Source organism: Vibrio sp. 1F263, assembly GCF_041439035.1.
Classification (GTDB): domain Bacteria; phylum Pseudomonadota; class Gammaproteobacteria; order Enterobacterales; family Vibrionaceae; genus Vibrio; species Vibrio tasmaniensis_A.
Window position 1 is genome coordinate 1 of sequence record NZ_JBGONI010000046.1, and the last position, 25709, is coordinate 25709.

Consider the following 25709-nt stretch of genomic DNA (forward strand, 5'->3'; position numbering starts at 1 on the left):
CAACAAGGTACTTCTACTTATGAAGAAGCGCGCCGCTCAGAAACGTCTGCAGAAGACGGTCGTAAAGTGATCGTGGAGATGGTTGCGAGCATCCAACAAGTGTCTACTCAAATGAGCGACATGTCGTTACAAATGAACACGCTGGGTTCACATGGCGAGCAGATTGGCAGTGTTATCAAGGTAATCGAAGATATCGCAGAACAAACCAACCTCTTGGCTCTGAACGCGGCTATTGAAGCTGCGCGTGCTGGTGAGTTCGGTCGTGGTTTTGCCGTGGTAGCTGATGAAGTACGAGCGCTAGCGGAGAGAACGACTAAAGCAACACAAGAAGTGTCTGGTATCATCCAATCTATTCAATCAGGTACTCAAGAAGCGGTGACTTACACTCAAGACAACTGTCGTTTAGTTGAAATTGGTGTAGAGCAAAGTACAGGGGCGGTATCGGCTCTAGAAGCAATTGTTAGCGGTGCGGGCAACGTACAAAGCATGGTTAACTCAATTGCGACTGCGGCAGAAGAACAGACAGCGGTGACAAAAGAAATCGCAGCGGATATTACGGCAATCAGTGATATCTCTGAACAGTCATTACAGTTAGCGACTCGCAGCTCTGAGAACACATCAGGTTTGAATGCTAAAGTTGCCGAACTTGAAGGCTTAGTAGGTAAGTTCAAACTTGCTTAGAGCTTAGAGCTTAGAGCTTAGAGCTTAGAGCTGGATCATAAGTCTAGAACATAAGCTTAGAGCGAATTGATTAAAGACTTCCCAGTGATAGTTGACTATTGAAACATAAGCCCAACGATTCAATGTTTATTGAACTCGTTGGGCTTTTTCGTAGCTGGAATCTGGATTCAGACACGGTATACTCCACGTTCTACAATGGAGCTAGCCTTTACATGTTCGACATTCTTCTGAATCACTCTGATTTTTTACTTATAAACAAACATCCAGGCGTCAGCGTCCATAAAGACGATGGTGATACGATGTTATTGCAAGAAGTTGCTAAGGCAATCAATGAGCCGAAGCTATATTTAGTCCATCGTCTCGATAAAATGACGTCAGGAATTCTACTGCTGGCAAAAAATGCCCCGGCAGCGAGTGAGCTTTCACAGTTGTTTGCAAAGCGTGAAGTAGAGAAGTACTACCTTGCGATAGGCTCCAAGAAGCCGAAGAAAAAGCAGGGGCTGATTTCAGGAGATATGGAGCGTTCACGACGCTCAAGCTGGAAGCTGCTGACAACCAAAGAAAACCCAGCGATTACCCAATTTTTATCTGCAACGGCTGAACCCGGTGAGCGTCTACTTTTATGTAAACCCTATACGGGGCGAACTCATCAGATCCGTGTCGCGATGAAGTCCATTGGCTCGGCTATTGTTGGTGATCCTATTTACAATCCATCGAACGAGGCTGACAGAGGCTATCTGCATGCCTTCGCGATTCGATTTACCTATCAATCACAAGCCTACGAATATGTCTGCGATCCAAGAAACCTCGACTCTTTGGGTGAGAAATGGCATCAAGAGATCGTGTCTAATGGTTTAGACAGTTGGCTTGAACCTTGGTCATTAACGTGGCCAAAGCTAAACACTAAGTGAGTGAAATAATGGAAGCATCAGCTTTACCTCTGTTTTTTAGTCATATTGAACAGCAATTGAATGAAGTGCCGAATGAACTACGTCGTATTTTTCACGGGCGTGGCAAGTTTTGGCCCGGCCTAGATCAACTCACTTGTGATTGGGTTGATGGACAGTTATTGGTTAACGTGTTTAAAGAAGTGGACCAAGCGTTCTTATCATCTCTAAAGACTGGATTGGTCGACCTCACTAACAAAGATATCTGGCAAGTAAAACAGGGCACAAGCATTGTGCTGCAACACCGTTATGCTGATGGCGCGCCCTCTGAAGTGTTGTGGGGTCAATTGAACGACTCACCAGTCGTGGTTGAACATGGGCTTAAGTACCAACTAGACATTGGCCGCAATCAGAACTTCGGTCTGTTCCTAGACATGCGTAATGGCCGTCAGTGGGTACAAGATAATGCTAAGGATAAGAACGTTCTTAACCTGTTCGCATACACTTGTGGTTTCTCTGTGGCGGCGATTGCGGGTGGCGCTCGACAATGTATGAACGTAGACATGTCTCGCGGATCACTGAACAAAGGCCGTGATAACCACCGCTTGAATGAGCATGATATGCGCTCGGTGAACTTCCTTGGCTACGATATCTTTAAGTCGTGGGGAAAAATCAAGAAGGGTGGCCCATATGAGCTGGTTATTATCGATCCGCCTTCGTTCCAAAAAGGCAGCTTTGCACTTACTAAAGACTACAAAAAGATCTTACGTCGTTTGCCTGAGCTTCTAACCGAAGGTGGTGAAGTGATTGCTTGTGTTAACTCACCAGCAGTGTCACCAAACTTCTTGATTGAGACGATGGTAGAAGAAGCGCCAAGTGTTGAGTTTATCGAGCGTCTAAATAACCCACCTGAGTTTGTCGATGTTGACCCCGATTCAAGTTTGAAAGTCCTGAGATTTAAAATTAACGTTTCTTAAGACGCTTAATTTAGAGTTAACAAATATCAACGTTTGAAAGTAAAAAAGCCACTCAATGAGTGGCTTTTTGGTCTTTAGGTTTCTAAGAAGTTTAAGCTTGTTGTTTCTCTAGCTCAGCTTCTTTCACTTCGTCTTTGATTAGAGAATCAACGATTACCGCACATGCTGCATCACCTGTGATGTTAAGAGCAGTACGAATCATGTCGAAGATACGGTCTAGAGCGAATAATAGAGGTAGACCTTCGATAGGGATACCAGCTGCTAGAAGAACCGCAACCACTAGGAAAGAAGGACCTGGAACACCTGCTTGACCAACTGCGCCTAGCGTAGAGGTTACGATGATAGCAACGTAAGCGCCCATAGACAGGTCGATGTTGAACAGCTGTGCAAAGAAGATAGCAACCAGGCCGTAGTAAATTGCATTACCAGACATGTTGATCGTCGCACCAAGTGGCAGAACGAATGAAGCCGTAGAGTTGCGAACGCCAAGTTCTTTCTCTACCGTTTCCATTGTTACTGGTAGTGTCGCCATTGAAGATGCTGTTGATAGTGCAACCGCTTGAGGCTTCTTCATTGCCACTAGGAACTTCTTAGCTGAAGTCTTAGTGAAGATTTGAATCATCAGTGGGTAAGCAACAAAGCCGAAGATAAGAATCGCAGCGATGTAAACAATGAACAGCTTGAACACGACCATAAGCGCGCCAAAACCAAACGTACCGACTGCTTCAGCCATTAGGCCGAATACGCCAAGTGGTGCAATGATCATAACTTTGTTGATCATCCATACCATAGCGTCAACGATAGCATTTACACCGTTGATGATAGGGTCACGTTTCTCTTTTGCTTGTTTAGAAATCGCAATACCAAAGAATAAGCAGAAAACGAGAATTTGCAGAATGTTTGCTTCATTCAGTGATTGGAAAACGTTGGTAGGGATCATGCCAGTGATGGTTGCCCAGAACGTTGGAAGTTCGCCTTTCGCAGCGTATTCTGAAGAGAACATGCCTTCAACGCCAGAAACATCGATACCACGCCCCGGTTCGAACACTTCACCCATTACAAGCGCTAGTGCTACAGCAAGTGCAGACGTTAGTGCAAAGTAACCCAGTGTTGTTACACCGACTTTACCAGCCGATGAGCTATTACCTAGACCTGCAGCACCTGAAATTAGGGCAACCGCGACTAGAGGAATAACCAGCATCTTGATCAAATTGATGAAGATAGCACCCAGTGGAGCGAACATTGTTGCGCTGTCACCCATCATCGCGCCGACTGCTGTACCGATGATCATTGCAATAACGACTTGAATGCCAATATTGCTTAGTAAACTCTTTTCTTTTAACACTTCCATAACCTCTGTGCTACTAAATATAAAAATCCCAGAATTACTCACCAATGAACGATGTGCCATTGGATAAATATTTCGCGAAGAGTTTTACACGTATCCTTTACATTTATCAATATGAGCAGAGGTGAAAGTCTCTTAAAAACAGCAGGTGAATCGCTATTAGATGTTTTTTTACACCAAGGCAAACGTTTGCTTTGGTTTTTCGTTGTTCGGTTATTTGTAAGATTTATAAAAGTGTTTTTATTGATCGCTTTGTGAATGGATTGTGCTTCGCGTCGCTTGCTTACTTTTGTTAACATTTAATCAATATCTTTAAGTTTTTTCTATACAGATTAATCTGGCTGAAAATGATAAAGCTTGTTGTGGGAAATTTAGCCTGAACTATGCTTAAGGTATCTATTTATTACCAAGATGTTACCTCTGCGCTTTAAATAAAACGTCTATCTAGCATCTCAGTTGTAAGGAGAGGGGCTATGACTTTTATATTAAAGTACTTGTTTGCGTTTCTTCTGTTGTTCAGCTCTGTGTTCGCTCAGGCCGATGATGTCTGGGTGATTGAGGTGAACGGAGGGATAGGTCCGGCGACCAGTGATTACCTCACTAGAGAAATAGAACAAGCTCACGATGAGCAAGCAAAACTCATCATTTTGAAAATGAATACGCCTGGCGGGTTAGATTCGTCGATGCGTGACATTATTCGATCCATCACCACCTCACCGATTCCAGTCGTTACTTGGGTTGGGCCTGCGGGTTCGCGAGCAGCGAGCGCCGGAACCTATATTTTACTTGCCAGCCACGTTGCTTCCATGGCGCCCGGAACTAATCTAGGTGCAGCAACCCCTGTGTCTCTCGGCGGTGGCAAAGCGCCGACTAATCCCTTGTCGCCTCAAGACGATACCAATAAAGATGATAACACTTCTGCGAGTGAGCAAGACGCAACCAAACAAGAGAACTCAGACCAAGTAAAAGCCATCACTGCGATGGAAAAGAAAGTCATTAATGATGCAGCGGCTTACATCGTCAGTTTGGCTAAGCTGCACAAACGTAACGAAGAATGGGCAGAAAAAGCGGTAAGAGAGGCAGCCAGCTTGGATTCTGAGAATGCACTGACTCTTAACGTGATTGATTTTATTGCCAGCGACCTTCAGCAATTGGTTGAACTGAGCAACGGACGCGTCATCACCATCAACGGTGTCAGTCAGGAAGTCCAACTGAGTGATGTTTCTTTTGTCGAGCGAGAACAAGACTGGCGCTTTAGTTTGCTTTCGGTGATCACTAATCCAAATGTTGCTTACATTCTGATGCTAATCGGTATCTATGGTTTGTTGCTTGAGTTCTATAACCCTGGCGTCGGCTTACCGGGTGTATTGGGCGGCATCTGTCTGTTATTAGCGATGTACTCCTTACAAATGCTACCGGTGAGTTACGCGGGCCTTGCTTTAATCCTATTGGGAATTGCCTTAATGGTGGCAGAGGCCTTTAGCCCGAGCTTCGGGATTTTCGGTTTGGGTGGCGTCGCCGCATTCACATTGGGCTCGATCATGCTGATGGATACCGAAGTGCCGGGTTATCAAATCGCATTGCCGTTAATTATTGGTATTAGCCTATTCTCTGTCGCTTTTATCGTTGTAACTATCTCTATGCTAGTCCGAGTGAGAAACAAGCCGGTGACTACGGGGGTGGAAGCGGTTGTCGGCGACACTGGCAAAGTGGTAAGCGGCTTCCCCGGTGCGGGTCGAGTATTGGTTGAAGGTGAGATATGGCAAGCCAAATGCGCGAGTGAATTGCAAGCGGGGCAGCTTATTAGAGTGACCAAACTGACTGGGTTGTTGTTGGATGTTGAGGCGTTGCCCGATGAGACATCATCGAAATCTAGCTAGCGCGGACTGTTAGCGTGGAATGCTAGAACAAACGTTATTGAATTATTAATTGCTTAACCATCGTTACCATTAGGGGGCGGTTATGTTTATACACACTATAGGTATTGTCATTGTGCTCGTTATCTTGCTGATAGCCAGCATGTTCAGAGTGCTGCGCGAGTACGAGCGTGCAGTGGTGTTCTTCCTCGGGCGCTTTTACGGCGTCAAAGGGCCGGGGTTGATTATCATCATTCCTTTCATTCAACAAATCGTAAGAGTGGATCTACGAACTATCGTGTTGGACGTACCAACACAAGATTTGATCACACGCGATAACGTGTCGGTTAAGGTGAATGCAGTGGTGTATTTCCGAGTGCTGGATCCGAAGATGGCGATCAACAACGTTGAGAATTACCTTGAAGCGACCAGCCAACTTTCACAAACAACGCTGCGTTCGGTGCTTGGGCAACATGAGTTGGACGAGCTATTGTCTGAGCGAGAAGAGCTCAATAGAGACTTACAAGCGATACTGGATCAACACACCGATAACTGGGGGATCAAGATTGCCAATGTCGAGATCAAGCATGTTGATCTGGATGACAGTATGGTGCGAGCCCTTGCTAAACAAGCGGAAGCCGAGCGTTCTCGTCGAGCTAAGGTAATACATGCAACAGGTGAGCTTGAAGCATCTTCAAAGTTACGTGAAGCGGCCGAAGTGCTGAATCAAGCGCCCAATGCCATTCAATTGCGATATATGCAAACGTTAACCGAGGTGGCCAACGAAAGAACCTCCACCATCATCTTTCCAATGCCCATCGATCTAGTGGAGAAGATAACCGACCCGATCAAAGCGACGCTCAATGAGGCTGCGATTAAGAAAGCGATGAAAGCTGATGAGTAGTTAGCGTGAATGACGAGTTATAAAAAAGGCTCCACAGTTGTGGAGCCTTTTAGTATTTGAATCGCTGGTTTTATTTAACGACCATTGATTACGAACGTCTATTTAATGACCGTCGATTATTTCTGCGTTGCCGCTTTCATTGGCGTAACAAACTCCGCAAGTGCTTTAAGCATTGCTTCTGGTTGTTCAACGTTGTTTTCAATGATTTTCACAACCGCTGAGCCAGAGATAGCACCTGCAGCGCCCGCTACAATCGCTTCTTTCACTTGTTCAGGAGCAGAGATACCGAAACCAAGCAGTGCTGGTGGCGCATCAAACTTGTTCAAACGATCAAGTAGGGCAGTTACAGGCATGTTTGCTTTTGTTTCTGCACCCGTTACGCCTGAGCGAGAAAGTAGGTATGTGTAACCGCCACCTAGCTCAGAAACTGATTGAAGTGTTTCATCGCTTGCTGTTGGCGGAGCAATAAAGATTGGGTGAACTCCAAACTTCTTCGCAGCAGCAACAAATTCGCCGCTTTCATTGGTTGGTACATCAGCAATCAATACTGAATCGATACCTGCTTTTGCGCAGCGTTCGTAGAAGTTCTCAATACCACGTGCGTAAACCAAGTTCGCGTACATCAGTAGGCCGATTGGCAGCTCTGGGTATTTAGCGCGAATTTGACCAATAAGATCAAAACACACATCTGGCGTTACTTTAGAATCTAAAGCACGAATGTTTGCGCCTTGGATTGTTGGGCCATCTGCAAGCGGATCAGAGAATGGAATACCAAGCTCAAGTGCATCTGCACCCGCTTCAACCAAGGTTTCCATGATCTTAAGTGATTGCTCAGGGTTAGGATCGCCAACCGTTACGAATGGTACAAATGCGCCCTGATTCTTTTCAGCTAAGCGAGTGAAGAGTGATTGATAGCGATCCATTATAATGCTCCTTTCTCTTTAAGAATGTCGTGTACAGAGAAAATGTCTTTGTCACCGCGACCAGATAAGTTAACGACTAATAGCTGTTCTTTCTCTGGGTCGTCGTGAGCCATTTTTACAGCGTGAGCCACAGCATGAGATGACTCTAGTGCTGCGATAATACCTTCTTTACGTGCAATCAATTGGAACGCTTCTAGCGCTTCGTCATCGGTCACGTTGTCGTATTCAGCACGGCCAATCGCATTCAGGTGCGCGTGTTGAGGACCAACTGATGGGAAATCTAGACCCGCAGATACAGAGTAAGACTCTTCTACTTGGCCGTTCTCATCTTGCATCAGTGGGGCTTTCATACCGAAGAAAATACCGGTTTTACCGTGTTTAAGCGGCGCGCCGTGTTGGTCAGTATCAATACCTTTACCAGCAGGCTCTACACCGATTAGGCGAACAGACTCTTCTTCAATGAAATCAGCGAACATGCCGATAGCGTTTGAACCACCGCCAACACAAGCGATAACGGCATCAGGAAGGCGACCTTCACGAGCTAGAATTTGGTTTTTCGTTTCTTCACCAATCATGCGTTGGAAATCACGAACAATCGTTGGGAATGGGTGAGGACCCGCTGCAGTACCCAATAGGTAGTGCGCGTCTTCATAAGTTGCAGACCAGTCACGTAGCGCTTCGTTACATGCATCTTTTAGCGTTGAAGAGCCAGAATGAACAGGGATAACCTCTGCGCCCATCAACTTCATGCGGAATACGTTCGGGCTTTGACGTTCAACGTCTTTTGCACCCATGTAAACGCGACACTTAAGGCCTAGTAGAGCACAAGCAAGCGCTGTTGCAACACCGTGTTGGCCTGCGCCAGTTTCAGCGATGATTTCTTGCTTACCCATACGTTTAGCAAGTAGCGCTTGGCCAAGTACTTGGTTTGTCTTATGTGCGCCGCCGTGAAGTAGATCTTCACGCTTTAGGTACAGTTTGGTTTTTGTACCTTTAGTCAGGTTACGCGTTAGCGTTAGTGCCGTTGGACGACCTGCGTACTCTTGCAGAAGCGTCATGAATTCACTGCGGAACTCAGGATCGGCTTGTGCATCAATAAATGCTTGTTCTAGTTGGTCTAGTGCTGGGACTAGGATCTGCGGTACGTATTGACCACCGTATTCACCGAAGTAGGCATCGAGTTTAGCCATTGTGTTATTCCTTCAATTCTATTGATGTGTCTTCACACCAAGTCATTTAATCTTGCTTGAGCTTCGCAAAAGGCAAAGCCCACAAATATGTTTTTAGTTTCTGCTTTCTAATTTCTAGCGCGAGCTTGTGCTAGTAATTACGAATCGCTGCAAAAGCGCGTTGCAGTTTGTCTGCGTCTTTTTTACCTGGAGCGGATTCAACGCCAGAGTTTAGGTCTAATCCTAAACAACCTAACTTAGCGGCTTGGTTAGCGTTTTCTGGGTTTAGGCCACCCGCTAACATAATTGCGCTTTGGTTGTTGATTAGGCTCCAATCGAACGCTTGGCCAGTACCACCCGTTTGAGAACCCACTTTAGTATCTAGCAGGTGACGAGTCACGTTGCTTTTCAGTAATTCTGGTAGCGCGCTTTTAGCACCGTTTTCACCACCAGAAGCCACACCGTAAGCTTTCCAAATCTCAACGCTTTCAGGTATTGATTGTTTTAACTCATCAACAAATGCTTGAGACTCATCACCGTGCAGTTGCACAGCGAACAGGCCTAGCTCAGATACCGTTTTCGTAACGTCTGCTACGCTGTGGTTTTGGAACACACCCACGTAGTTCAGCGGTGCGCCACTCATGGTTAAACGAGCCGCTTCGATATCCACATGACGCTTAGACGCTTCAACGAAAATCAAACCACCGAACACCGCACCAGCTTGATAAGCCTTCGCGGCATCGTCAGAGTGAGTTAAACCACACACCTTGTTTTCACCGAGTGTTACTTTACGCACTGCAAGCTCTAGGTTCTTTTCAGCCATCAGAGAGCTGCCGATTAAGAAACCATCTGCAAACGTTGAAAGGTCTCGAACTTGTTGATGTGTGTAGATGCCAGACTCTGAAATCACGACTGCGTTTGGAGCCAGTTCGCGAACCAGCGGAGCCAACTCTTTAGTACGGTTCAAATCCGTCGAAAGGTCACGCAGGTTACGGTTATTAATACCGATCACTTTTGCTTTTAAAGCGACTGCGCGGTGAAGCTCTTCTTCGTTACTGACTTCGGTTAGTACACCCATGTTGAGCGAGTGAGCAACTTCCGCCAGTGCTTGGTACTCTTCGTCATCTAATACCGATAGCATCAACAAGATAGCATCTGCAGAGTAGTGACGAGCTAAGTAAACTTGGTAGGTATCAACCATGAAGTCTTTACACAGGATAGGCTGCTTAGCAATGCTGCGAACCTTAGGTAAAAATTCAAAGTCACCTTGGAAGTATTTCTCGTCTGTCAGCACTGAAATCGCGTTGGCGTGGTTGTTGTAAACCGATGCAATGTAGTCCAAATCAAACTCGTCACGGATTAAACCTTTAGACGGAGATGCCTTCTTACATTCAGTGATGAAAACGGTTTGTTCACCGCTCAGAGCATCATAAAAGCTGCGGTCTGTTGCGGTTAACGCCGCTTTAAACTCGTCCAGTGGTTGGGTCTGCTTACGCGCTTCAACCCATTGGTATTTGTCACGAACGATTTTTGCTAGTACTTCCGCCATTTCAGCTTCTTTGACTGAAACGTGGGTCGACAGTTTATCGGTAGTCTGTGTCATGTTCTTTGTCTCGTCGTTCGTTAGGCGTGTGCAGCAAGCTTTTGTACAAGCTCGTACGCTTTGCCAGAGTTCATCGCGTCAATCGCTTGCTGTGCGTTGGCTTTTAGATCTTCGTGACCAAATAGACGCATCAATAGAGCAACGTTCACGGCTACTGCGCCAACTTGGGCTTCAGTGCCTTTACCCGTTAGGATATCTGTTGTGATGGCTTTGTTTTCTTCTGGCTTGCCACCCTTGATTGCTTCAAGAGGGTGAGTGTTCAAACCAAAGTCAGCCGGTGTCACTGTGTACTCGTGAATTTTGCCATCTTTAATTTCAGCAACGATGGTTTCGCCATGAATCGCCACTTCATCAAGGCCACTACCATGCACAACGGCAGCACGCTTCATACCCATTTGCAGCATGGTTTCCGCGATAGGGCGTACTAGCTCTTTGCTGTAAACACCCATTAACTCGATGTTAGGGCGAGCAGGGTTAATCAGTGGACCAAGGATGTTGAAGATAGTGCGTGTTTTCATTGTTTGACGCACCGGCATCGCGTGACGTACACCAACGTGATACTGCGGAGCAAATAGGAATGCTACGCCAAGCTCGTCAACAGCAGTACGAGTGTCTTCCGCTGTCATCGCTAGGTTGATGCCAAACGAATCCAGTAGGTCAGAAGAGCCTGATTTGCTCGATACACTGCGATTACCGTGCTTCGCGACTTTTAAGCCACACGCTGCTGCTACAAATGCAGAAGTTGTAGAAATGTTGATGGTGTTGTGACCATCGCCACCTGTACCTACGATGTCAGCGAAATCGTAATCAGGGCGTGGGAACGGGTTTGCATTGGCAAGCAGTGCTTTTGCCGCGCCAGCGATTTCGTCTGGCGTCTCGCCTTTGATCTTAAGTGCAGTCAGTGCAGAAGCCATCAGGATTGGGTCTAGTTCGCCCTTGATGATGACATCAAATAATTGTTGGCTTTCTTCTTGAGTAAGAGACTGCTGTTCGTAAAGTTTATTAATCTGTTCCATGATCGTTTCCTAGTTAGTCTTTTGGTCAAGAGTCGCTGTCTTCTCAAGGGGAGAGCTTTTCTCTAAATGAATAGGTTTCTCAAGAGCCCATTCGATAGCGTTTGCTAGAAGCGTTGCACCGTAGGTCGTCATAATTGATTCAGGGTGGAATTGGAATCCACAAACCTTGTCTTGTTCTTGAACTACAGACATCACCAAATCATCGACTTCAGCTGTCACTGTTAAGCTATCTGATACATGCGTTGCTACTAAAGAGTGGTAGCGAGCGATAGCCAGCGGCGAAGGTAAGCCTTGGTAAGTCGCATGATTTTGGTGTTCCATCATCGACACCTTACCATGAATGATTTCGCCAGCGCCTGCAACGGTGCCACCGTAGGCTTCAACAATCGCTTGGTGGCCTAAGCAAATACCAATCATTGGCACTTTGCCTTTTAGTAGCTGAATCAGCTCAGGCATGCAGCCCGCATCAGCCGGAGCGCCTGGGCCTGGCGAAAGCAGTGCAACAGGGTTGTCTAGTTCATTGATCGCCGCTTCAACGACCTTTGCAGGAATGTTGTTACGGTAAATTTTCACGCTGTGACCTAATGAACGGAACTGGTCTACAAGGTTGTAAGTGAACGAGTCGAAGTTATCGATGAATACAATATCAGCCATGATTACGACTCCTTCTTAGTTGTTAGGTTTTTAGTATGAGCTGCTTGAATCGCAGAGATGACCGCTTGAGCTTTGCCGCGAGTTTCATCTGCTTCTGCTTGTGGGTCTGAGTCGAATACCACACCTGCGCCCGCTTGTACTTGTGCCACGCCATCTTCAACGTAAGCAGAGCGAATCACGATACAAGTATCTAGAGTCCCTTCACCGGTTAGGTAACCGACTGCACCACCGTAGCTACCACGACGCGTTTTTTCTACGTCACGAATAAGCTGCATTGCGCGGATTTTTGGTGCGCCCGTTAGCGTGCCCATGTTCATACAAGCTTGGTAAGCGTGCAGAGCATCTAAGTCTTCACGTAGCTGACCAACAACACGAGAAACCAAGTGCATTACATGGCTGTAGCGATCCACTTTCAGCAAGTCTGCCACGTGGCGAGTGCCTGCTTCGGCAATACGAGCCACATCGTTACGTGCTAGGTCAACAAGCATCATGTGTTCCGCGTTTTCTTTCTTGTCGGTACGCAGTTCAAGTTCGATACGGCTGTCTAGGTCGAAATCAATTTGGCCATTCGGGCGCTTACCACGACGACGAGTACCAGCAATTGGGTAAATCTCGATCTGGTTGGTTTCAGTTTCGTACTTCAGCGCGCTTTCTGGAGAAGCACCAAATAGAGTAAACAGCTCATCTTGCATGTAGAACATGTAAGGGCTTGGGTTACTTTGCTTGAGTTCTTTGTAAGCCGCCAATGGAGCAGGGCAAGGTAGCGTAAAGCGACGTGAAGGTACCACTTGGAATACATCGCCTTTAACGACGTATTCTTTTAAATCACGAACCGTTTGGCAGAAGTCTTCATCTGAAACACTCGGTACAGCGTCAACGTTGTCGAGTGGTGTAACTTCTGTGATGGCTTTCAATGACTGACACTGTGTTTGAATGTCGGCTAGGCGCTCTGTTAATTGCGCTTTGATGCTTTCATCTTGAGCAAACAAGCTCGCGTGAAGTAGGCCTTCGTTTTCTTGGTGGTCGAAACGTAATAGAGTCTCGGCAACGTAGAAAACAAAGTCAGGGCAGTTGTTGGTTGCTTCAGCATCGCCTAGCGGTTCAAAGTTCGCCACGATGTCGTAAGCGAATAGGCCAGCCATGAATAACGCGTGTTTGTTATCCGCGTCTTGCTCAAAGCTGTGTTGAACCAAACGCAGTGCATCGAATGAAGACGCTTCTCTTAAACGTGAATCTTCGTCTAATTCGTTGCTTGGCTCAACAAAAGTCAGCGTCAAAACGTTATCCGTAAGGTCAGATTTTATCTCTGTTTTAACGTTTTGAGATAGGTGTTCGATAAGCGCTTGACCATTTTGAGTCAACGCTTGAAAGGTTACTTCATGTCCGCGACATACGATGCGAACAGCAGAGTCGATAAGGAGTAGGCTTGTCAGGTTCTGTTTAGATTCAATCTCAGCAGATTCCAACAACAGACTGTCTGTTTTGTTTTCACACAGAGTATGAAAAACACTGGTTGGATCTTGCGAGTAAGGAACGGAAGAATTGATGACCTCAATGGTTCCCAGCTTTTTGATTTCAATGGCCTTGTTCACAAGACCTCCTTTATGATTCTTTAAATTTCCTGCCGTACATAGTCGCATAAAGATACCTTTCACCCAATCTAGAATATGGTCAATTCGTTGATTTGTTAGTCAGTTGAATGTGAGATGTTCGACAAATTAAAAAGCCCGCTATGAAAGCGGGCTTAGTGATAACTTTTTTATAAACAAACTGTTTAATTAGAAGTACACGTTGGCCCACCAAGAACTTGTCCAAGTGCGCCACCAATTAAGCTCTGAACTTGCTTCTACTGAAGAAAGTTCTAAAACTTTATCTTTATGGTTTTGGTTAAATTCTTGTAACATAGTGAACCTATCAAATGTGATACTTCGTATTTGTGTACTAGTTAACTAGTTTTGCGCTTGCAGGTCAAGTGCGTTGACACAAATATAACGATAAAAATTGAAAACAATGAAAAAGAATATATGAGAATTGATCTACATAGTCATACAACAGCCTCAGATGGCCGACTTACTCCACCTGAACTGATTGACCGAGCGCTAGGCTTTAACATCGAAGCGTTAGCGATTACAGATCATGATACGACTGATGGGCTTGCAGAAGCACGCAGCTATATTGCTGATAACAATCTTCCTATTCAGTTGATTAACGGCATCGAGATCTCAACCGTTTGGCAAAACAAAGATATCCATATTGTTGGGTTAAACGTCGATCCTGAATCACCAGAATTGAAAGCGTTAATTGAACAACAGAAGCAACACCGTGTCGGACGTGCAGAGATGATTGCTCAACGTCTTGAGAAAGCGACCCGTGAAGGTGTGTTAGAAGAGGTTAAGTTGATTGCAGGTGATGCACCAATTACTCGAGCACACTTTGCGAAATGGTTAGTCGACAATGGTTACGCGAAAACCATGCAGCAGGTGTTTAAAAAGTTTCTTACGCGCAATAACCCAGGCTATGTGCCGCCAACATGGTGCTCAATGAGTGATGCTGTCACGGCTATTCATGCGGCTGGTGGTCAAGCGGTATTAGCTCACCCTGCGCGATATGGCCTTACCGCCAAGTGGGTTAAACGCCTTCTCGCTGCATTTGTTGAAGCAAATGGTGACGCCATGGAAGTGGCTCAACCTCAGCAAGCACAACAAGAAAGACGCACACTTGCGGATTATGCTATACAATACAAACTATTAGCCTCCCAAGGCAGCGACTTCCATTACCCATCCCCATGGATGGAACTTGGACGTAATCTCTGGCTACCTTCTGGGGTCGAAGAAGTATGGAAAGATTGGGAGTTTCAAACGGTTTCACCATCTGAATAGTCTTTAGGTGAACCAGCTCCTTCTGATGATAGAGTCGAGAGATTCGATAACGAGGATCAACAATGAGCCAGTTTTTTTATGTACATCCAGATAACCCACAAGCGCGTTTAATTACTCAAGCGGTTGCGATTATTCGCAATGGTGGCGTTGTGGTTTATCCAACAGATTCCGGTTATGCGCTGGGCTGTCAGCTTGAAAACAAACAAGCACTTGAACGCATCTGTAAAATTCGTCGAATCGATGATAAGCACAATTTCACTTTGTTATGCCGTGATCTTTCTGAATTGTCACTGTATGCACGAGTTGATAACGTTGCTTTCCGTTTACTTAAGGCGCACACGCCCGGTGCTTACACGTTTATCTTCAAAGCAACCAAAGAAGTACCAAAGCGTTTGATGAACGCTAAGCGTAAAACGATCGGTATTCGTGTACCGGATAACAAAATTGCCCTAGACCTTCTAGAAGCAATGGGCGAGCCATTGATGTCGACGTCTCTGATTCTTCCGGGTAACGAGACAACTGAATCGGATCCTGAAGAAATTCGTGACAGCCTCGAGCATGCGGTTGATGTCATTTTGAATGGCGGCTACTTAGGTGAGCAACCGACTACGGTTATTGACTTCAGTGACGATGACGCCGTTGTTTTACGCCGTGGTGCCGGTGATCCAGCGCCGTTTGAATAATAGCGTTGCTGATTAACAGTCTGTAACGAAACAGCAAACCTGCCAGAGTAAATAACAAGTGCTTTTTGGCAGGTTATTTGCGATAATACGCGACCGCGATTTGGTCGCGAAAAATTCATTCGACGTCTGTGAAGACGACAATTAGGTAGAAAAGAGTAAATGAGCGAAAAATTACAGAAGGTTTTAGCGCGAGCTGGTCACGGTTCTCGTCGTGAACTAGAAGGTTTAATCAAATCTGGTCGTGTAAGTGTTAACGGTCAAGTTGCGAAATTGGGTGAGCGTCTTGAAGACGAGAACTCAGTGATCCGTATCGATGGCCACACAATTACAGGCAAAGCCTCTGAAGAAGTGGTCTGTCGTGTACTTGCTTACTACAAACCTGAAGGTGAGCTTTGTACTCGTCACGATCCTGAAGGTCGCCGTACTGTTTTCGATCGTCTACCTAAGATCCGTGGTTCTCGTTGGATTTCAGTTGGTCGTCTTGATGCAAACACATCTGGCCTACTGTTGTTCACAACCGATGGTGAACTAGCAAACCGCCTAATGCATCCAAGCCGTCAGGTTGAGCGTGAGTACCTAGTACGTGTATTTGGTGAAGTAACCGAGCAAAAAGTTAAGAACGTGACTCGTGGCGTTCAACTTGAAGATGGTATGGCTCGTTTCGAAGATGTGGTTTACGCTGGCGGTGAAGGTATGAACCATACTTTCTACGTAGCAATTAACGAAGGTCGTAACCGTGAGGTTCGTCGTCTTTGGGAATCACAAGAAACAACAGTAAGCCGTCTGAAACGTGTACGTTACGGTGATATCTACCTTGATAAGAAACTGCCTCGTGGCGGTTGGAAAGAGCTAGATCTTCAAGAAGTAAACTACTTGCGTGAGCTTGTTGAACTTCAGCCAGAAAAAGAGACACTGTTGGATCTTGATCCTGCAAACACTTCTCGTAAGCGTGAGCGTTCTCGTAGCCAAAAAATTCGTCGCGCTGTTAAGCGTCACGAAGAGCGTGCAAATGCTCCTAAAGGCCGTAGCAACCAGACTAAGCGTAAGAAGCCTGCAACTCGCGGTACTACAACACCTGATTCAGGCCGTAGTGCTCCAGCGACCAATGGCAAACCTCAGGCTACCAAAAAGCCTAAACTGAACAACGGACGCCCGGCTAAACCGGCTAAGCCAAGATCACGTAAGTAATTACACCAGTAGTTGCTACAGTTCTTAAGCTTAAAGCTTAATCCAACGTTTCGAATACTAAAAAACCTGCTAACTTAGCAGGTTTTTTTTCGTCTTGAATATGGCGCAGTTCAAATCATGTCGAAGTGCTTACCAAGTAGAAACGATTAACCAGGTAGAAGTGCTTCACTAGCTAGGGTGACTAGCTATGGACTACGATTGGTATTAGGTCACTTTCAAATGATTCGAGAAGTTGTCACCCTTCGCCATGCGGTCATACAAAATAACATTGACCGCGGCAGCAAGGTTCATGCAGCCATTAGTCGGAACGTAGATGGTTTCACGACAGAAGTCCGTGATCTCTTTTTTCAGAGTTCCATCTTCAGGGCCGAAGATATAAAAAGCACGAGGTGGGTGCTTATAATCAGGCAGAGGCTTAGCGCCTTCTATCAAATCAACCGCGATGGGCACGCAGCCAACTGGAATAATGTCTTTCAGGTCTTCAACACCAATTAATGGTAGCTCAAGGTGCTTTTCCTTGGTGTCGGTATGAAATTGTCGAGCGTGGTCATAACGGGTGCCAGTATAAAATACAGAGTTTGCTCCGTAGCAACCAGCTGCTCGCATTACTGAGCCAACATTTTCAGGGGTTTTGGGATTTACTAATCCAACACAGGCATAGCCTTTGGATAGGGTATCTGTCTTTGCTTTGGTCATAATTTTGTAGAGTTGCAGTTTGGTAAAGTGATGAGGCTATGAAGTCGTAAGAAAACCAGCTCAGTACTCTGAGCTGGTTTAAGAAGAGCCTAGTCGCGTTTCCACAACATGTGACAGAACTTGTGTTCAGGGTCACGGCTGATCAGTAGACGAGCGAATACGTCATCTAAGACATCATCAGCTTCATTTACAAGACCAATGCGTACTTCAGCGTAGATCTCTTTGTCGACTTCAAAGCCAACATGTTCAACCCAATCGTCACCAGTTTCAACAAGTTCTGCAGCGCCACGATCTTCAAACTGAGCCGTGAATAAGATCACGTCTGCAGGTTCAAGGTTATCAGCAGCCATCTCTAGAAAGATGTCGTATGCAGTGTCAATTGCATCGTCGTAAGACATTAGGTCGTTAGCTTCGGTCATAATCAGTATCTTAGCTTGCGCGGTTCATGTATTTACGTTCAGCTGTGTTCACAACAACTTTGTCGCCAGTTGCAATGTACTCAGGAACTTGAACAGTAAGGCCTGTAGACAGACGAGCTGGTTTAGTACGAGCTGAAGCAGATGCACCTTTGATTGAAGGGTCTGTCTCTTCGATTACTAGCTCAACTGAAGTTGGTAGCTCAAGAGTCGCCGCAGTACCGTCGATAAGAATCGCGTACATACCTTGCGTATCTTCGTTGATGAACAGCAGTTCGTCTTCGATCATTTCACCGTTGAAGATGAATTGTGTGTAATCTTCGTTATCCATGAAGATGTACTCGTTGCCATCAACGTAAGAGAACATCACCGCACGCTTAGTTACGTCGATCGTTTCAACGATTTCGTCAGCCTTGTGGCGAACTTCTGTTTTAACGCCAGTTGCTACATCGTGACCACGGAAGCGGTAAATCTTTTGACCGCCACGGCCACCTGGTGTTGTTACTTCGATATCTTTAACTAGTACTGTTTTGCCATCAACATTGATCGCAAAACCTTTTTTAATCTCACTTGCTCTAGGCATTTTGTGTTTGTCCTTATTGGGTCTATCCGGTGATTATATCTCGTAGACGCTATAAATAGGAATAGCTTGAATCATAAAGTCACCTAAGCGATCATAGAGAGACAGTTAAATCATTATTTTATTTACCGAAACGACCTATGCAGCTACCTGTTATTGACCCAACACAGCCATTTCAACCTGAATTTCAACCTGTGGTTAACGATCTGATTACCTTTCTAAAAGGTGGGTTAGGTTCTAATCTGCACAGTGTCTATGTTTATGGCAGTGTGGCACGCAAGCAAGCCGTTGTCGGTCGCTCGAATCTAGATGTGGTTGTGGTTACTCATCGTTCTTTCCCAGACCAACGAACCACGCTGCTGAATACCATCAAATGGCGCTTCCAAAAGAGCTTCCCTCAGGTCACTCAAGTGGCGATCAAAACTACCTTGGTGAGCGAGATAGTTGATTTCGACAATATCTTTACGTGGGGCTTTATGCTCAAGCATTTAGCTGTGTGTGTGCATGGTGAAGACTTATCTGATTGCTATGGTGATTTCGAAACGAGTTGGGAAATTGCTAAGCATTGGAATATGGACGCGGAAAATTGGTTAGCGGTTTATCGTAATAAGATAGCCCGAGCAACAACGCCAGAACAACAAGTCGCCGCGCAGGTGATTATTGCCAAGAAGCTTCTGCGAGCCAGTTACTCTTTGACCATGTACCGAGACAAGAATTGGTTCGATGCGCCTATGGAGTGCGGTCAACAGTTCTTGAGATATCATCCAGAGAAAGAAGTTGAGATTCAAAGATTGGGTATTTTGCTGTCTGGGCGTGCGATTCCTAAACGTTCAGTAATAGGTATTCTTGATGGCTTTGGTGAATGGCTGGTTAAGCAGTATCAGAAAACTGAGTTTCGAATCGGATAGGGGTTCGTAAGCTATCCATTGATATGAAAAGCAGAGCAAGCTGAAGAGCACGTCTCTGCTTTTTTCGTTTTTATGTCTGGCTCGAGTTTTAATAGGTATCTCGAGTCTCATGTCGCTTCGAAAAGAGGATTCAATCTAGAACAGGCCTAGTTGCTGCCCGCTGACTCTTTCAAAATCTAACCCTATAAATGGCAGAATCGCTTCTGCGACCGGTTTAATCTGCTTGTCGATGTAATGTTGATAATCGATACCGCTCTTCAAATACTCCTTGGGCTCGGGGCCACTCAGCGTAATCAAATATTCAATACGTCCTTTGTTTTGGTATTGAAGTGGGCGACCAAGCTGGGCATTGATCTCATCGGCTAATCTAGCAGCGCGAACCTGTGGCGGAATGTTCTTCTGGTATTCATGCAACTTACGGCGCAAGCGTTTTTGATACACCAATAAATCATCATGTTTGCCCGCGGATGTTTCATCGACAAACTGTCTAACATAATCACTTGGATCTTGGTCGTGAAAGACCATCTCATACAAGGTTTGTTGGAACTGTTGTGCAAGGGGCGTCCAATCGGTTCGTGCACTTTCAAGGCCTTTAAAAATGATCTTCTCTTGGTTACCTTGATTGATTAAGCCTGCATAACGTTTCTTCGATCCTGTCTCAGAGCCCCGAATTGTCGGCATTAGAAACTTGCGGTAATGGGTCTCGTATTCCAATTCAAGTATCGAGGTGAGGTTGTAGACCTCTTTCAGGTGATTCGTCCACCAGTCGTTGATGTAAGCCACAAGAGAGTGACCAATCTCGTCTGCTTGTTCTTGCTCAAAACTGCCATTAAGAGACACGAAAGTTGAATCGGTATCTCCGTAAATTACTTGATACCCTTTATCTTCGATCAGAACCTTGGTTTGCTTCATGATCTCATGACCACGCATGGTGATCGATGACGCCAATCGAGTATCAAAGAAACGACAACCAGAAGAACCCAGCACACCATAGAAAGAGTTCATGATGATCTTAATCGCCTGAGAAAAAGCTTTCTCGTTATTCTTCTTCGCGACATCACGCGCTGCCCAGAGATTTTCGATCATCTGTGGTAGAAAGTGCTTAGAGCGGTGGAATTGACCGCCACGAAACCCAGCCACTGCTTGGTCTTCTTCAGAGCCTAACTCTAACTTTAGTCCTTCAATTAACCCCATCGGGTCAATTAAGAAAGAACGAATGATCGATGGGTAAAGGCTCTTAAAATCGAGTACCAACACAGAGTCATAAAGGTTGGGAATCGAATCCATCACATAACCACCGGGGCTAGCGATCCAGTTCTCAGGCTCTAAGTTCGGCGCGACGTAACCCGCTCGGTGTATCTGAGGCATGTATAAGTTAGTAAAAGCAGCGACAGAGCCGCCAACGCGATCAAGTTCAACACCAGTTAAGCGAGAACGTTCAATAGCAAAATCGAGTAGGTGAGTGTGTTCGAAGATTCGGTTTACTAGCACACAGTCTTGAAGGTTGTACTTGGCAAGTGAAGGTTTATCGAACTTAAACATTCGATTGATTTCATCCATGCGGTCATGAACATTATGAATGTCTTTGCCTTCGCCCAGTAACTCTTGTGACACGGACTCAAGAGACCATGACCTGAAATGGTAGGTTGCTGTTTTAAGCGTATCGATACCATCTAAGACCACGCGACCAGGAATGGTAATGAATCCCTGCTGGTTTTGTGCGGAGCTGCGAAAGAAGCTCGGTTGATTGTCGCGACCAATACTGAGTTTCACTTCGTTCCATTCTGAACGTTTGTGCAGCAGCCTAAAGTCGAAATCAATGACATTCCAACCGATGATGATGTCTGGGTCAAACTCGGAGAACCACGCAATCATAGCTTCAAGCAGCGCTTTCTCGTTGGTAACCCATTGGATATTGGTGTCTGCTTCTTGTAGATCGCCAATCATTATCACTCGGCTATCCATTGGACTGTCTAGGCCGATGGAATAAAGCACACCTTTTTCCGAACACTCAATATCAAGCGAAACCACAGACAAGTTTGGCAAGTAATCGCCAGCTCGACATTTTGCGTTCGATACTCTGCGATGCTGTCTTTTTGGGGTGATAGTCCCTGTGAATTCGATACTGCCTTTAATAAAGCGTTCCATTAAGAATCGATCGGCGAGTCGAATATCGCTTTCAAAGGTTTGGATTTCTTCACCGTTAAAGGCTTGAGCTAACCCGAAGCTGCTTCTCGATAAGGAAGTGTAACAAGCGGCTAAAGGGGTTTGGTCAAATGTCGCCAACTCTAAAGGCTTAAACTGACAATCTATGGCCTCTTTATCGGCAATAGATTGGCACGTTTCGATATCAGATTGAGCAACAAAAAAGACAGGCTTTTCATTTTGAATTGTCAGTAGAGTAGGGCCTTGAGGGGTGCTTAACCACAAGTCGATTTGTGTGCGCCCTGAAAAGTCTCTTGCTTGTCTTGTGAGTACAAAGCCTTGCTGAATATCCAATGTAGTAACCTATTGAAATTGGGAATCGAATACTACCACCTAGCGACCCTCAGCGCATAACCGGCAGCAAAAATACTAACTAAATTCTAGTTAACAGAGGCAAATAACGGGACTCTATAAGCAAATAAGTGAAATTGTCGCGAATGGCTATTCAATGGTATTGAAAATATCTTTATCTTGTGTAATTTTATTGGGTGTTGTTTTAACTGGTTGATTTTTAGAAAAAGCTTGTTGTTTTAGTTGGCTTGTTTGTTAATAAGTACTTGCTAAAGTTCGTGTTTCAGCACATATTCAACAGAGCTTTTTTTTAGTAATTAAGTTAAGATATACTCAATGCTGCGATTCACTGTTCCTTTGTTCAATTGTTTCAAACAGATGAAATGACACAGTGATTGCAGAGCCAATTAATAGTGTGGAGATACAAGTTTGATAAATGTTTTCCTTGTAGATGATCACGAGCTGGTTCGCACAGGGATACGACGTATTATTGAAGACGTCCGTGGAATGAACGTAGCAGGGGAAGCTGAAAGCGGTGAAGATGCTGCAAAATGGTGTCGTACTAACAATACTGACGTTATTTTGATGGATATGAATATGCCTGGTATTGGTGGCTTAGAAGCAACCAAGAAAATCTTGCGTTTCAACCCTGATGTTAAAATCATCGTTTTAACTGTTCATACGGAAAATCCGTTTCCAACTAAAGTGATGCAAGCTGGAGCTGCTGGTTACCTTACTAAAGGGGCAGGTCCGGATGAAATGGTAAATGCAATTCGAGTGGTTAATAGTGGCCAACGATACATTTCGCCAGAAATTGCGCAGCAGATGGCTTTGAGCCAATTCTCGCCTGCGTCTGAAAATCCATTCGCAGACTTATCTGAACGTGAACTTCAAATCATGATGATGATTACCAAAGGTCAGAAAGTGACGGATATTTCAGAACAACTCAATCTAAGTCCTAAAACAGTCAACAGTTACCGCTACCGCTTGTTCAGTAAGCTGGATATCAGTGGCGATGTAGAGCTGACGCATTTAGCGATTAGACATGGAATGTTAGACACTGAGACCCTTTAACACTGAGATCGTATAGTGACCAACTTGTTTGACTCAGTCTCATTCCTCAAGACAGTAACAGAGCAGCCCGGCGTTTATCGAATGTATAACGCCGAGGCTGTTGTTATTTACGTCGGTAAAGCTAAGAACCTCAAAAAACGCCTTTCCAGTTATTTCCGTAAAAAAGTCGACAGTGAAAAAACACGCGCTTTAGTCAGCAATATTGACAAGATCGATGTCACTGTAACGCACACGGAAACAGAAGCGCTCATCCTTGAGCATAACTACATCAAGCAGTACTTGCCTAAATACAACGTACTTTTGCGTGATGATAAGTCGTACCCTTATATTTTTATTAGCGGTCACAAGCATCCTCGTTTGTCGATGCATCGTGGTGCTAAAAAGAAAAAGGGCGAATACTTTGGTCCTTACCCTGATTCCGGCGCTGTGCGTGAGACGTTGCACCTACTACAAAAAATCTTTCCTGCTCGCCAGTGTGAAGATACGGTTTATGCCAACAGAACGCGCCCGTGTTTGATGTATCAGATTGGCCGTTGTGCTGCGCCATGTGTCAGCTCAATCATCTCTGATGAAGAGTACAGTGAACTTATCGACTACGTTCGTCTGTTCTTGCAAGGGAAGGACAAGTTAGTCCTTGAGACGCTCATCGAAAAGATGGACACAGCAAGCCGAGAGCTTCGCTTTGAGCAAGCTGCCGCGTTCCGTGACCAAATCCAAGCGATTCGACGCGTGCAAGAACAACAATATGTATCCGACGATTCAATGGAAGATATGGACGTGTTGGGCTTTGCTCAAGAGAATGGCGTAGCGTGTATTCATATCTTGATGATTCGCCAAGGCAAGGTTTTAGGCAGTAGAAGCCATTTCCCGAAAATCCCCAACAATACGGTGCGAGAAGAGGTTTTTTCGAGCTTTTTAAGCCAATACTATCTTGCGCATAATGAAGCGAGAACCATCCCAACTCGTTTGATTCTCAATGCCGATTTGATGGAAGATGTCACTCCGATTCAAGAAGCCTTGTGTGAAGTGGCGGGTCGTAAGATTCACTTTAATACCAACCCTTCAGGTACTCGAGGTCGTTACCTTAAACTGTCGAATACCAATGCATTGACGGCTATTACCACCAAGATTAATCACAAGATGACCATCAACCAGCGCTTTAAAGAGCTTCAAGAAGTGTTGTCGATGGATGCGATTAAACGAATGGAATGTTTCGATATCAGTCATACCATGGGTGAAAGCACAATTGCGTCTTGTGTGGTGTTCAATCAAGAAGGGCCGGTTAAACCCGAATACCGTCGTTACAACATCACCGGGATTACTGGTGGTGATGACTATGCGGCCATGGCTCAGGCGCTTGAGAGGCGTTACTCGAAGCAACTTGATGTCGATAAGATCCCAGACATCATTTTTATCGACGGCGGTAAAGGTCAGCTCAACCGCGCTCATGAGATCATTTCTCAATATTGGGGTGATTGGCCATTTCGACCAAGAATGATGGGTATAGCCAAAGGGGTTACGCGTAAACCGGGTTTAGAAACCTTGGTGACTCTTGAAGGCGAAGAGTTCAATTTACCCAGTGATGCGCCAGCGTTACACCTTATCCAACATATTCGTGACGAAAGCCATAATCATGCTATTGCCGGGCATAGAGCAAAACGTGGTAAAACGCGTAGAACCAGTGCACTTGAAGGAATTGAAGGGGTAGGGCCTAAGCGTCGTCAATCTTTGTTGAAATATATGGGTGGCTTACAAGAACTTAAGCGTGCAACTGTCGAAGAAATAGCCAAAGTGCCGGGCATTAGTCATTCTTTGGCAGAAAACATTTATCAAGCATTGAAACAATAGTAAAAATCCCGCACCATTAAAGCGCAATTGATAAGAGCCTAATAATATGCGTTTGAATATACCTAACATTTTGTCCTTACTGAGACTATTTTTAATCCCAGTATTCGTTGTTGTTTTTTACCTACCTTATGAATGGGCTCCTTTTGCTGCTGCAATGGTGTTTTGGGTAGCGGGTTTTACTGACTGGCTAGATGGCATGCTGGCTCGTAAACTAGGACAAACGTCTCGCTTTGGTGCCTTTATTGACCCCGTGGCGGATAAGGTGCTCGTTGCTACTGCTCTTATCTTAGTTACCGAGCATTATCACTCGATCTGGGTGACTATTCCTGCTGTGACCATGATTGGTCGTGAAATTATCATCTCGGCGCTTCGTGAATGGATGGCTGAAATCGGCAAACGTGCAAGCGTTGCGGTATCTTGGGTTGGTAAAGTGAAAACCGTTTCTCAGATGTTTGCTCTTTGGGTACTTATCTGGCGATACGACGACTGGATGGTTTGGGTGGGTTACATTGCACTCTATGTTGCAACCGTTCTTACTTACTGGTCAATGGCGCAATACTTGATGGCCGCCAAAGATGATTTGTTAGACGAAAAACACCATTGATGAAGAAGCGAGCTGAGGCTCGCTTTTTTGATCTTTAACCTAAGGTTAAATTATCAATAGTGGATATCTAATGTGATATAGATCGCCTTTGAATAGCCTGTCCACAAAGTGCTTTGCACACAAAGTCAGCTATTTAGCCTGTTTCGTATAAAATCTATTCAAACGAATTAAAAATACAAAAATAATATTGACTCAAACGCTCGAATCCGTAGAATGCATCCCGTACCCAAGAGGATGGCAATAAGCGATTCGATTGGAGTTATTAAGGCGCCTTGGCAGAGTGGCTATGCAGCGGATTGCAAATCCGTGGACCTCGGTT

General features: G+C 45.3%; 24 protein-coding genes and 1 other annotated feature. Of the genes, 12 read left to right on the forward strand and 12 right to left on the reverse strand.

Features of this window, described 5'->3' with window-relative positions; genetic code table 11:
* The 3 genes from ACED25_RS20500 to ACED25_RS20510 all read left to right on the forward strand — a co-directional run.
* The coding region (locus tag ACED25_RS20500; RefSeq protein ID WP_371695951.1) for a methyl-accepting chemotaxis protein at window positions 1–681 on the forward strand (681 nt) is incomplete at its 5' end.
* Window positions 682–893: 212 nt separating this feature from the next.
* Window positions 894–1592, forward strand: coding sequence for a TIGR01621 family pseudouridine synthase (locus ACED25_RS20505; protein WP_122046352.1), 699 nt, complete (start codon window positions 894–896; stop codon window positions 1590–1592).
* 8 nt (window positions 1593–1600) lie between these two features.
* Window positions 1601–2545, forward strand: a complete 945-nt coding sequence (locus ACED25_RS20510; protein ID WP_371695953.1) for a class I SAM-dependent methyltransferase — start codon at window positions 1601–1603, stop codon at window positions 2543–2545.
* Window positions 2546–2636: 91 nt separating this feature from the next.
* On the opposite strand, the gene ACED25_RS20515 is transcribed toward ACED25_RS20510, so the two are convergent.
* On the reverse strand, window positions 2637–3956 hold the full coding sequence (locus tag ACED25_RS20515) for a dicarboxylate/amino acid:cation symporter (RefSeq protein ID WP_012604345.1): 1320 nt from the start codon (window positions 3954–3956) through the stop codon (window positions 2637–2639).
* 410 nt (window positions 3957–4366) lie between these two features.
* Here ACED25_RS20515 and ACED25_RS20520 point away from each other — a divergent pair, with 410 nt between their 5' ends.
* Both ACED25_RS20520 and ACED25_RS20525 read left to right on the forward strand, forming a co-directional pair.
* Window positions 4367–5773 carry a nodulation protein NfeD gene (locus tag ACED25_RS20520; RefSeq protein ID WP_371695954.1) on the forward strand — a complete coding sequence of 469 codons (1407 nt, stop codon included), beginning with the start codon at window positions 4367–4369 and terminating at the stop codon, window positions 5771–5773.
* Window positions 5774–5855: 82 nt separating this feature from the next.
* Window positions 5856–6653: a slipin family protein gene (locus ACED25_RS20525; RefSeq protein WP_012604343.1), complete on the forward strand. Its 798-nt coding sequence runs from the start codon at window positions 5856–5858 to the stop codon at window positions 6651–6653.
* 116 nt (window positions 6654–6769) lie between these two features.
* Here the strand turns inward: ACED25_RS20525 and trpA are convergent, their stop codons facing one another.
* The 7 genes from trpA to ACED25_RS20560 all read right to left on the reverse strand — a co-directional run bounded on the left by trpA (window position 6770) and on the right by ACED25_RS20560 (window position 13922).
* Window positions 6770–7576 (reverse strand): tryptophan synthase subunit alpha, encoded by an 807-nt coding sequence (trpA, locus tag ACED25_RS20530; RefSeq protein WP_017080965.1) that lies wholly within the window; start codon window positions 7574–7576, stop codon window positions 6770–6772.
* On the reverse strand, window positions 7576–8766 hold the full coding sequence (trpB, locus tag ACED25_RS20535) for a tryptophan synthase subunit beta (RefSeq protein WP_010438034.1): 1191 nt from the start codon (window positions 8764–8766) through the stop codon (window positions 7576–7578). The genes trpA and trpB overlap by 1 nt, the downstream gene beginning before the upstream one ends.
* A 130-nt stretch (window positions 8767–8896) precedes the next feature.
* Window positions 8897–10348, reverse strand: a complete 1452-nt coding sequence (trpCF, locus tag ACED25_RS20540) for a bifunctional indole-3-glycerol-phosphate synthase TrpC/phosphoribosylanthranilate isomerase TrpF (protein ID WP_371695955.1) — start codon at window positions 10346–10348, stop codon at window positions 8897–8899.
* 20 nt (window positions 10349–10368) lie between these two features.
* Window positions 10369–11364, reverse strand: coding sequence for an anthranilate phosphoribosyltransferase (trpD, locus tag ACED25_RS20545; protein ID WP_371695956.1), 996 nt, complete (start codon window positions 11362–11364; stop codon window positions 10369–10371).
* 9 nt (window positions 11365–11373) lie between these two features.
* Window positions 11374–12018 (reverse strand): aminodeoxychorismate/anthranilate synthase component II, encoded by a 645-nt coding sequence (locus tag ACED25_RS20550; RefSeq protein ID WP_102507490.1) that lies wholly within the window; start codon window positions 12016–12018, stop codon window positions 11374–11376.
* A 2-nt stretch (window positions 12019–12020) separates the two neighbouring features.
* The gene (locus ACED25_RS20555; protein ID WP_009848754.1) at window positions 12021–13610 is read right to left on the reverse strand and encodes an anthranilate synthase component 1; all 1590 of its coding nucleotides are present in this window, start codon (window positions 13608–13610) and stop codon (window positions 12021–12023) included.
* Window positions 13611–13735: 125 nt separating this feature from the next.
* Window positions 13736–13850, reverse strand: a sequence feature (Trp leader region).
* Window positions 13797–13922, reverse strand: a complete 126-nt coding sequence (locus tag ACED25_RS20560; protein ID WP_009848753.1) for a trp operon leader peptide — start codon at window positions 13920–13922, stop codon at window positions 13797–13799. Its footprint overlaps the feature before it by 54 nt.
* 120 nt (window positions 13923–14042) lie before the next feature.
* On the opposite strand from ACED25_RS20560, the gene ACED25_RS20565 reads away from it, so the two are divergent.
* The 3 genes from ACED25_RS20565 to rluB all read left to right on the forward strand — a co-directional run bounded on the left by ACED25_RS20565 (window position 14043) and on the right by rluB (window position 16768).
* On the forward strand, window positions 14043–14897 hold the full coding sequence (locus ACED25_RS20565; protein WP_009848752.1) for a PHP domain-containing protein: 855 nt from the start codon (window positions 14043–14045) through the stop codon (window positions 14895–14897).
* A 62-nt stretch (window positions 14898–14959) separates the two neighbouring features.
* Window positions 14960–15580 (forward strand): L-threonylcarbamoyladenylate synthase, encoded by a 621-nt coding sequence (locus tag ACED25_RS20570; RefSeq protein WP_009848751.1) that lies wholly within the window; start codon window positions 14960–14962, stop codon window positions 15578–15580.
* Window positions 15581–15739: 159 nt separating this feature from the next.
* Window positions 15740–16768, forward strand: a complete 1029-nt coding sequence (rluB, locus tag ACED25_RS20575; protein ID WP_004729784.1) for a 23S rRNA pseudouridine(2605) synthase RluB — start codon at window positions 15740–15742, stop codon at window positions 16766–16768.
* A gap of 204 nt (window positions 16769–16972) precedes the next feature.
* On the opposite strand, the gene ACED25_RS20580 is transcribed toward rluB, so the two are convergent.
* The 3 genes from ACED25_RS20580 to yeiP all read right to left on the reverse strand — a co-directional run bounded on the left by ACED25_RS20580 (window position 16973) and on the right by yeiP (window position 18463).
* The gene (locus ACED25_RS20580) at window positions 16973–17464 is read right to left on the reverse strand and encodes an RNA methyltransferase (RefSeq protein WP_004729783.1); all 492 of its coding nucleotides are present in this window, start codon (window positions 17462–17464) and stop codon (window positions 16973–16975) included.
* An 89-nt stretch (window positions 17465–17553) separates the two neighbouring features.
* Window positions 17554–17883 (reverse strand): HI1450 family dsDNA-mimic protein, encoded by a 330-nt coding sequence (locus tag ACED25_RS20585; RefSeq protein WP_012604336.1) that lies wholly within the window; start codon window positions 17881–17883, stop codon window positions 17554–17556.
* 10 nt (window positions 17884–17893) lie between these two features.
* Window positions 17894–18463, reverse strand: a complete 570-nt coding sequence (gene yeiP / locus ACED25_RS20590) for an elongation factor P-like protein YeiP (protein WP_009848748.1) — start codon at window positions 18461–18463, stop codon at window positions 17894–17896.
* 137 nt (window positions 18464–18600) lie between these two features.
* Between yeiP and ACED25_RS20595 the strand changes: the two genes are divergently transcribed.
* Window positions 18601–19368 (forward strand): nucleotidyltransferase domain-containing protein, encoded by a 768-nt coding sequence (locus ACED25_RS20595; protein ID WP_371695957.1) that lies wholly within the window; start codon window positions 18601–18603, stop codon window positions 19366–19368.
* Window positions 19369–19503: 135 nt separating this feature from the next.
* On the opposite strand, the gene ACED25_RS20600 is transcribed toward ACED25_RS20595, so the two are convergent.
* Window positions 19504–21867 (reverse strand): DNA polymerase II, encoded by a 2364-nt coding sequence (locus ACED25_RS20600; protein ID WP_371695958.1) that lies wholly within the window; start codon window positions 21865–21867, stop codon window positions 19504–19506.
* A 426-nt stretch (window positions 21868–22293) separates the two neighbouring features.
* Between ACED25_RS20600 and uvrY the strand changes: the two genes are divergently transcribed.
* Genes uvrY through pgsA form a run of 3 tightly spaced genes read left to right on the forward strand, consistent with a single transcriptional unit; the run spans window position 22294 to window position 25390 of the window.
* Window positions 22294–22938 carry a UvrY/SirA/GacA family response regulator transcription factor gene (gene uvrY, locus ACED25_RS20605; RefSeq protein ID WP_004729778.1) on the forward strand — a complete coding sequence of 215 codons (645 nt, stop codon included), beginning with the start codon at window positions 22294–22296 and terminating at the stop codon, window positions 22936–22938.
* A 15-nt stretch (window positions 22939–22953) separates the two neighbouring features.
* Window positions 22954–24786 carry an excinuclease ABC subunit UvrC gene (gene uvrC, locus ACED25_RS20610; protein ID WP_029225627.1) on the forward strand — a complete coding sequence of 611 codons (1833 nt, stop codon included), beginning with the start codon at window positions 22954–22956 and terminating at the stop codon, window positions 24784–24786.
* A gap of 46 nt (window positions 24787–24832) precedes the next feature.
* Window positions 24833–25390 (forward strand): CDP-diacylglycerol--glycerol-3-phosphate 3-phosphatidyltransferase, encoded by a 558-nt coding sequence (gene pgsA / locus ACED25_RS20615; RefSeq protein ID WP_012604331.1) that lies wholly within the window; start codon window positions 24833–24835, stop codon window positions 25388–25390.
* Window positions 25391–25709: the final 319 nt, after the last annotated feature.

Coding starts and splice junctions, on each gene's coding strand:
- trpB (WP_010438034.1), bottom strand. CDS start 8,766: ATGGCTAAACTCGATGCCTACTTCGGTGAATACGGTGGTCAATACGTA.
- rluB (WP_004729784.1), top strand. CDS start 15,740: ATGAGCGAAAAATTACAGAAGGTTTTAGCGCGAGCTGGTCACGGTTCT.
- ACED25_RS20520 (WP_371695954.1), top strand. CDS start 4,367: ATGACTTTTATATTAAAGTACTTGTTTGCGTTTCTTCTGTTGTTCAGC.
- ACED25_RS20510 (WP_371695953.1), top strand. CDS start 1,601: ATGGAAGCATCAGCTTTACCTCTGTTTTTTAGTCATATTGAACAGCAA.
- ACED25_RS20580 (WP_004729783.1), bottom strand. CDS start 17,464: ATGACCAAAGCAAAGACAGATACCCTATCCAAAGGCTATGCCTGTGTT.
- ACED25_RS20550 (WP_102507490.1), bottom strand. CDS start 12,018: ATGGCTGATATTGTATTCATCGATAACTTCGACTCGTTCACTTACAAC.
- ACED25_RS20525 (WP_012604343.1), top strand. CDS start 5,856: ATGTTTATACACACTATAGGTATTGTCATTGTGCTCGTTATCTTGCTG.
- ACED25_RS20570 (WP_009848751.1), top strand. CDS start 14,960: ATGAGCCAGTTTTTTTATGTACATCCAGATAACCCACAAGCGCGTTTA.
- ACED25_RS20515 (WP_012604345.1), bottom strand. CDS start 3,956: ATGGCACATCGTTCATTGGTGAGTAATTCTGGGATTTTTATATTTAGT.
- yeiP (WP_009848748.1), bottom strand. CDS start 18,463: ATGCCTAGAGCAAGTGAGATTAAAAAAGGTTTTGCGATCAATGTTGAT.
- trpA (WP_017080965.1), bottom strand. CDS start 7,576: ATGGATCGCTATCAATCACTCTTCACTCGCTTAGCTGAAAAGAATCAG.
- ACED25_RS20585 (WP_012604336.1), bottom strand. CDS start 17,883: ATGACCGAAGCTAACGACCTAATGTCTTACGACGATGCAATTGACACT.
- ACED25_RS20595 (WP_371695957.1), top strand. CDS start 18,601: ATGCAGCTACCTGTTATTGACCCAACACAGCCATTTCAACCTGAATTT.
- ACED25_RS20505 (WP_122046352.1), top strand. CDS start 894: ATGTTCGACATTCTTCTGAATCACTCTGATTTTTTACTTATAAACAAA.
- trpCF (WP_371695955.1), bottom strand. CDS start 10,348: ATGACACAGACTACCGATAAACTGTCGACCCACGTTTCAGTCAAAGAA.
- ACED25_RS20560 (WP_009848753.1), bottom strand. CDS start 13,922: ATGTTACAAGAATTTAACCAAAACCATAAAGATAAAGTTTTAGAACTT.
- pgsA (WP_012604331.1), top strand. CDS start 24,833: ATGCGTTTGAATATACCTAACATTTTGTCCTTACTGAGACTATTTTTA.
- ACED25_RS20565 (WP_009848752.1), top strand. CDS start 14,043: ATGAGAATTGATCTACATAGTCATACAACAGCCTCAGATGGCCGACTT.
- trpD (WP_371695956.1), bottom strand. CDS start 11,364: ATGGAACAGATTAATAAACTTTACGAACAGCAGTCTCTTACTCAAGAA.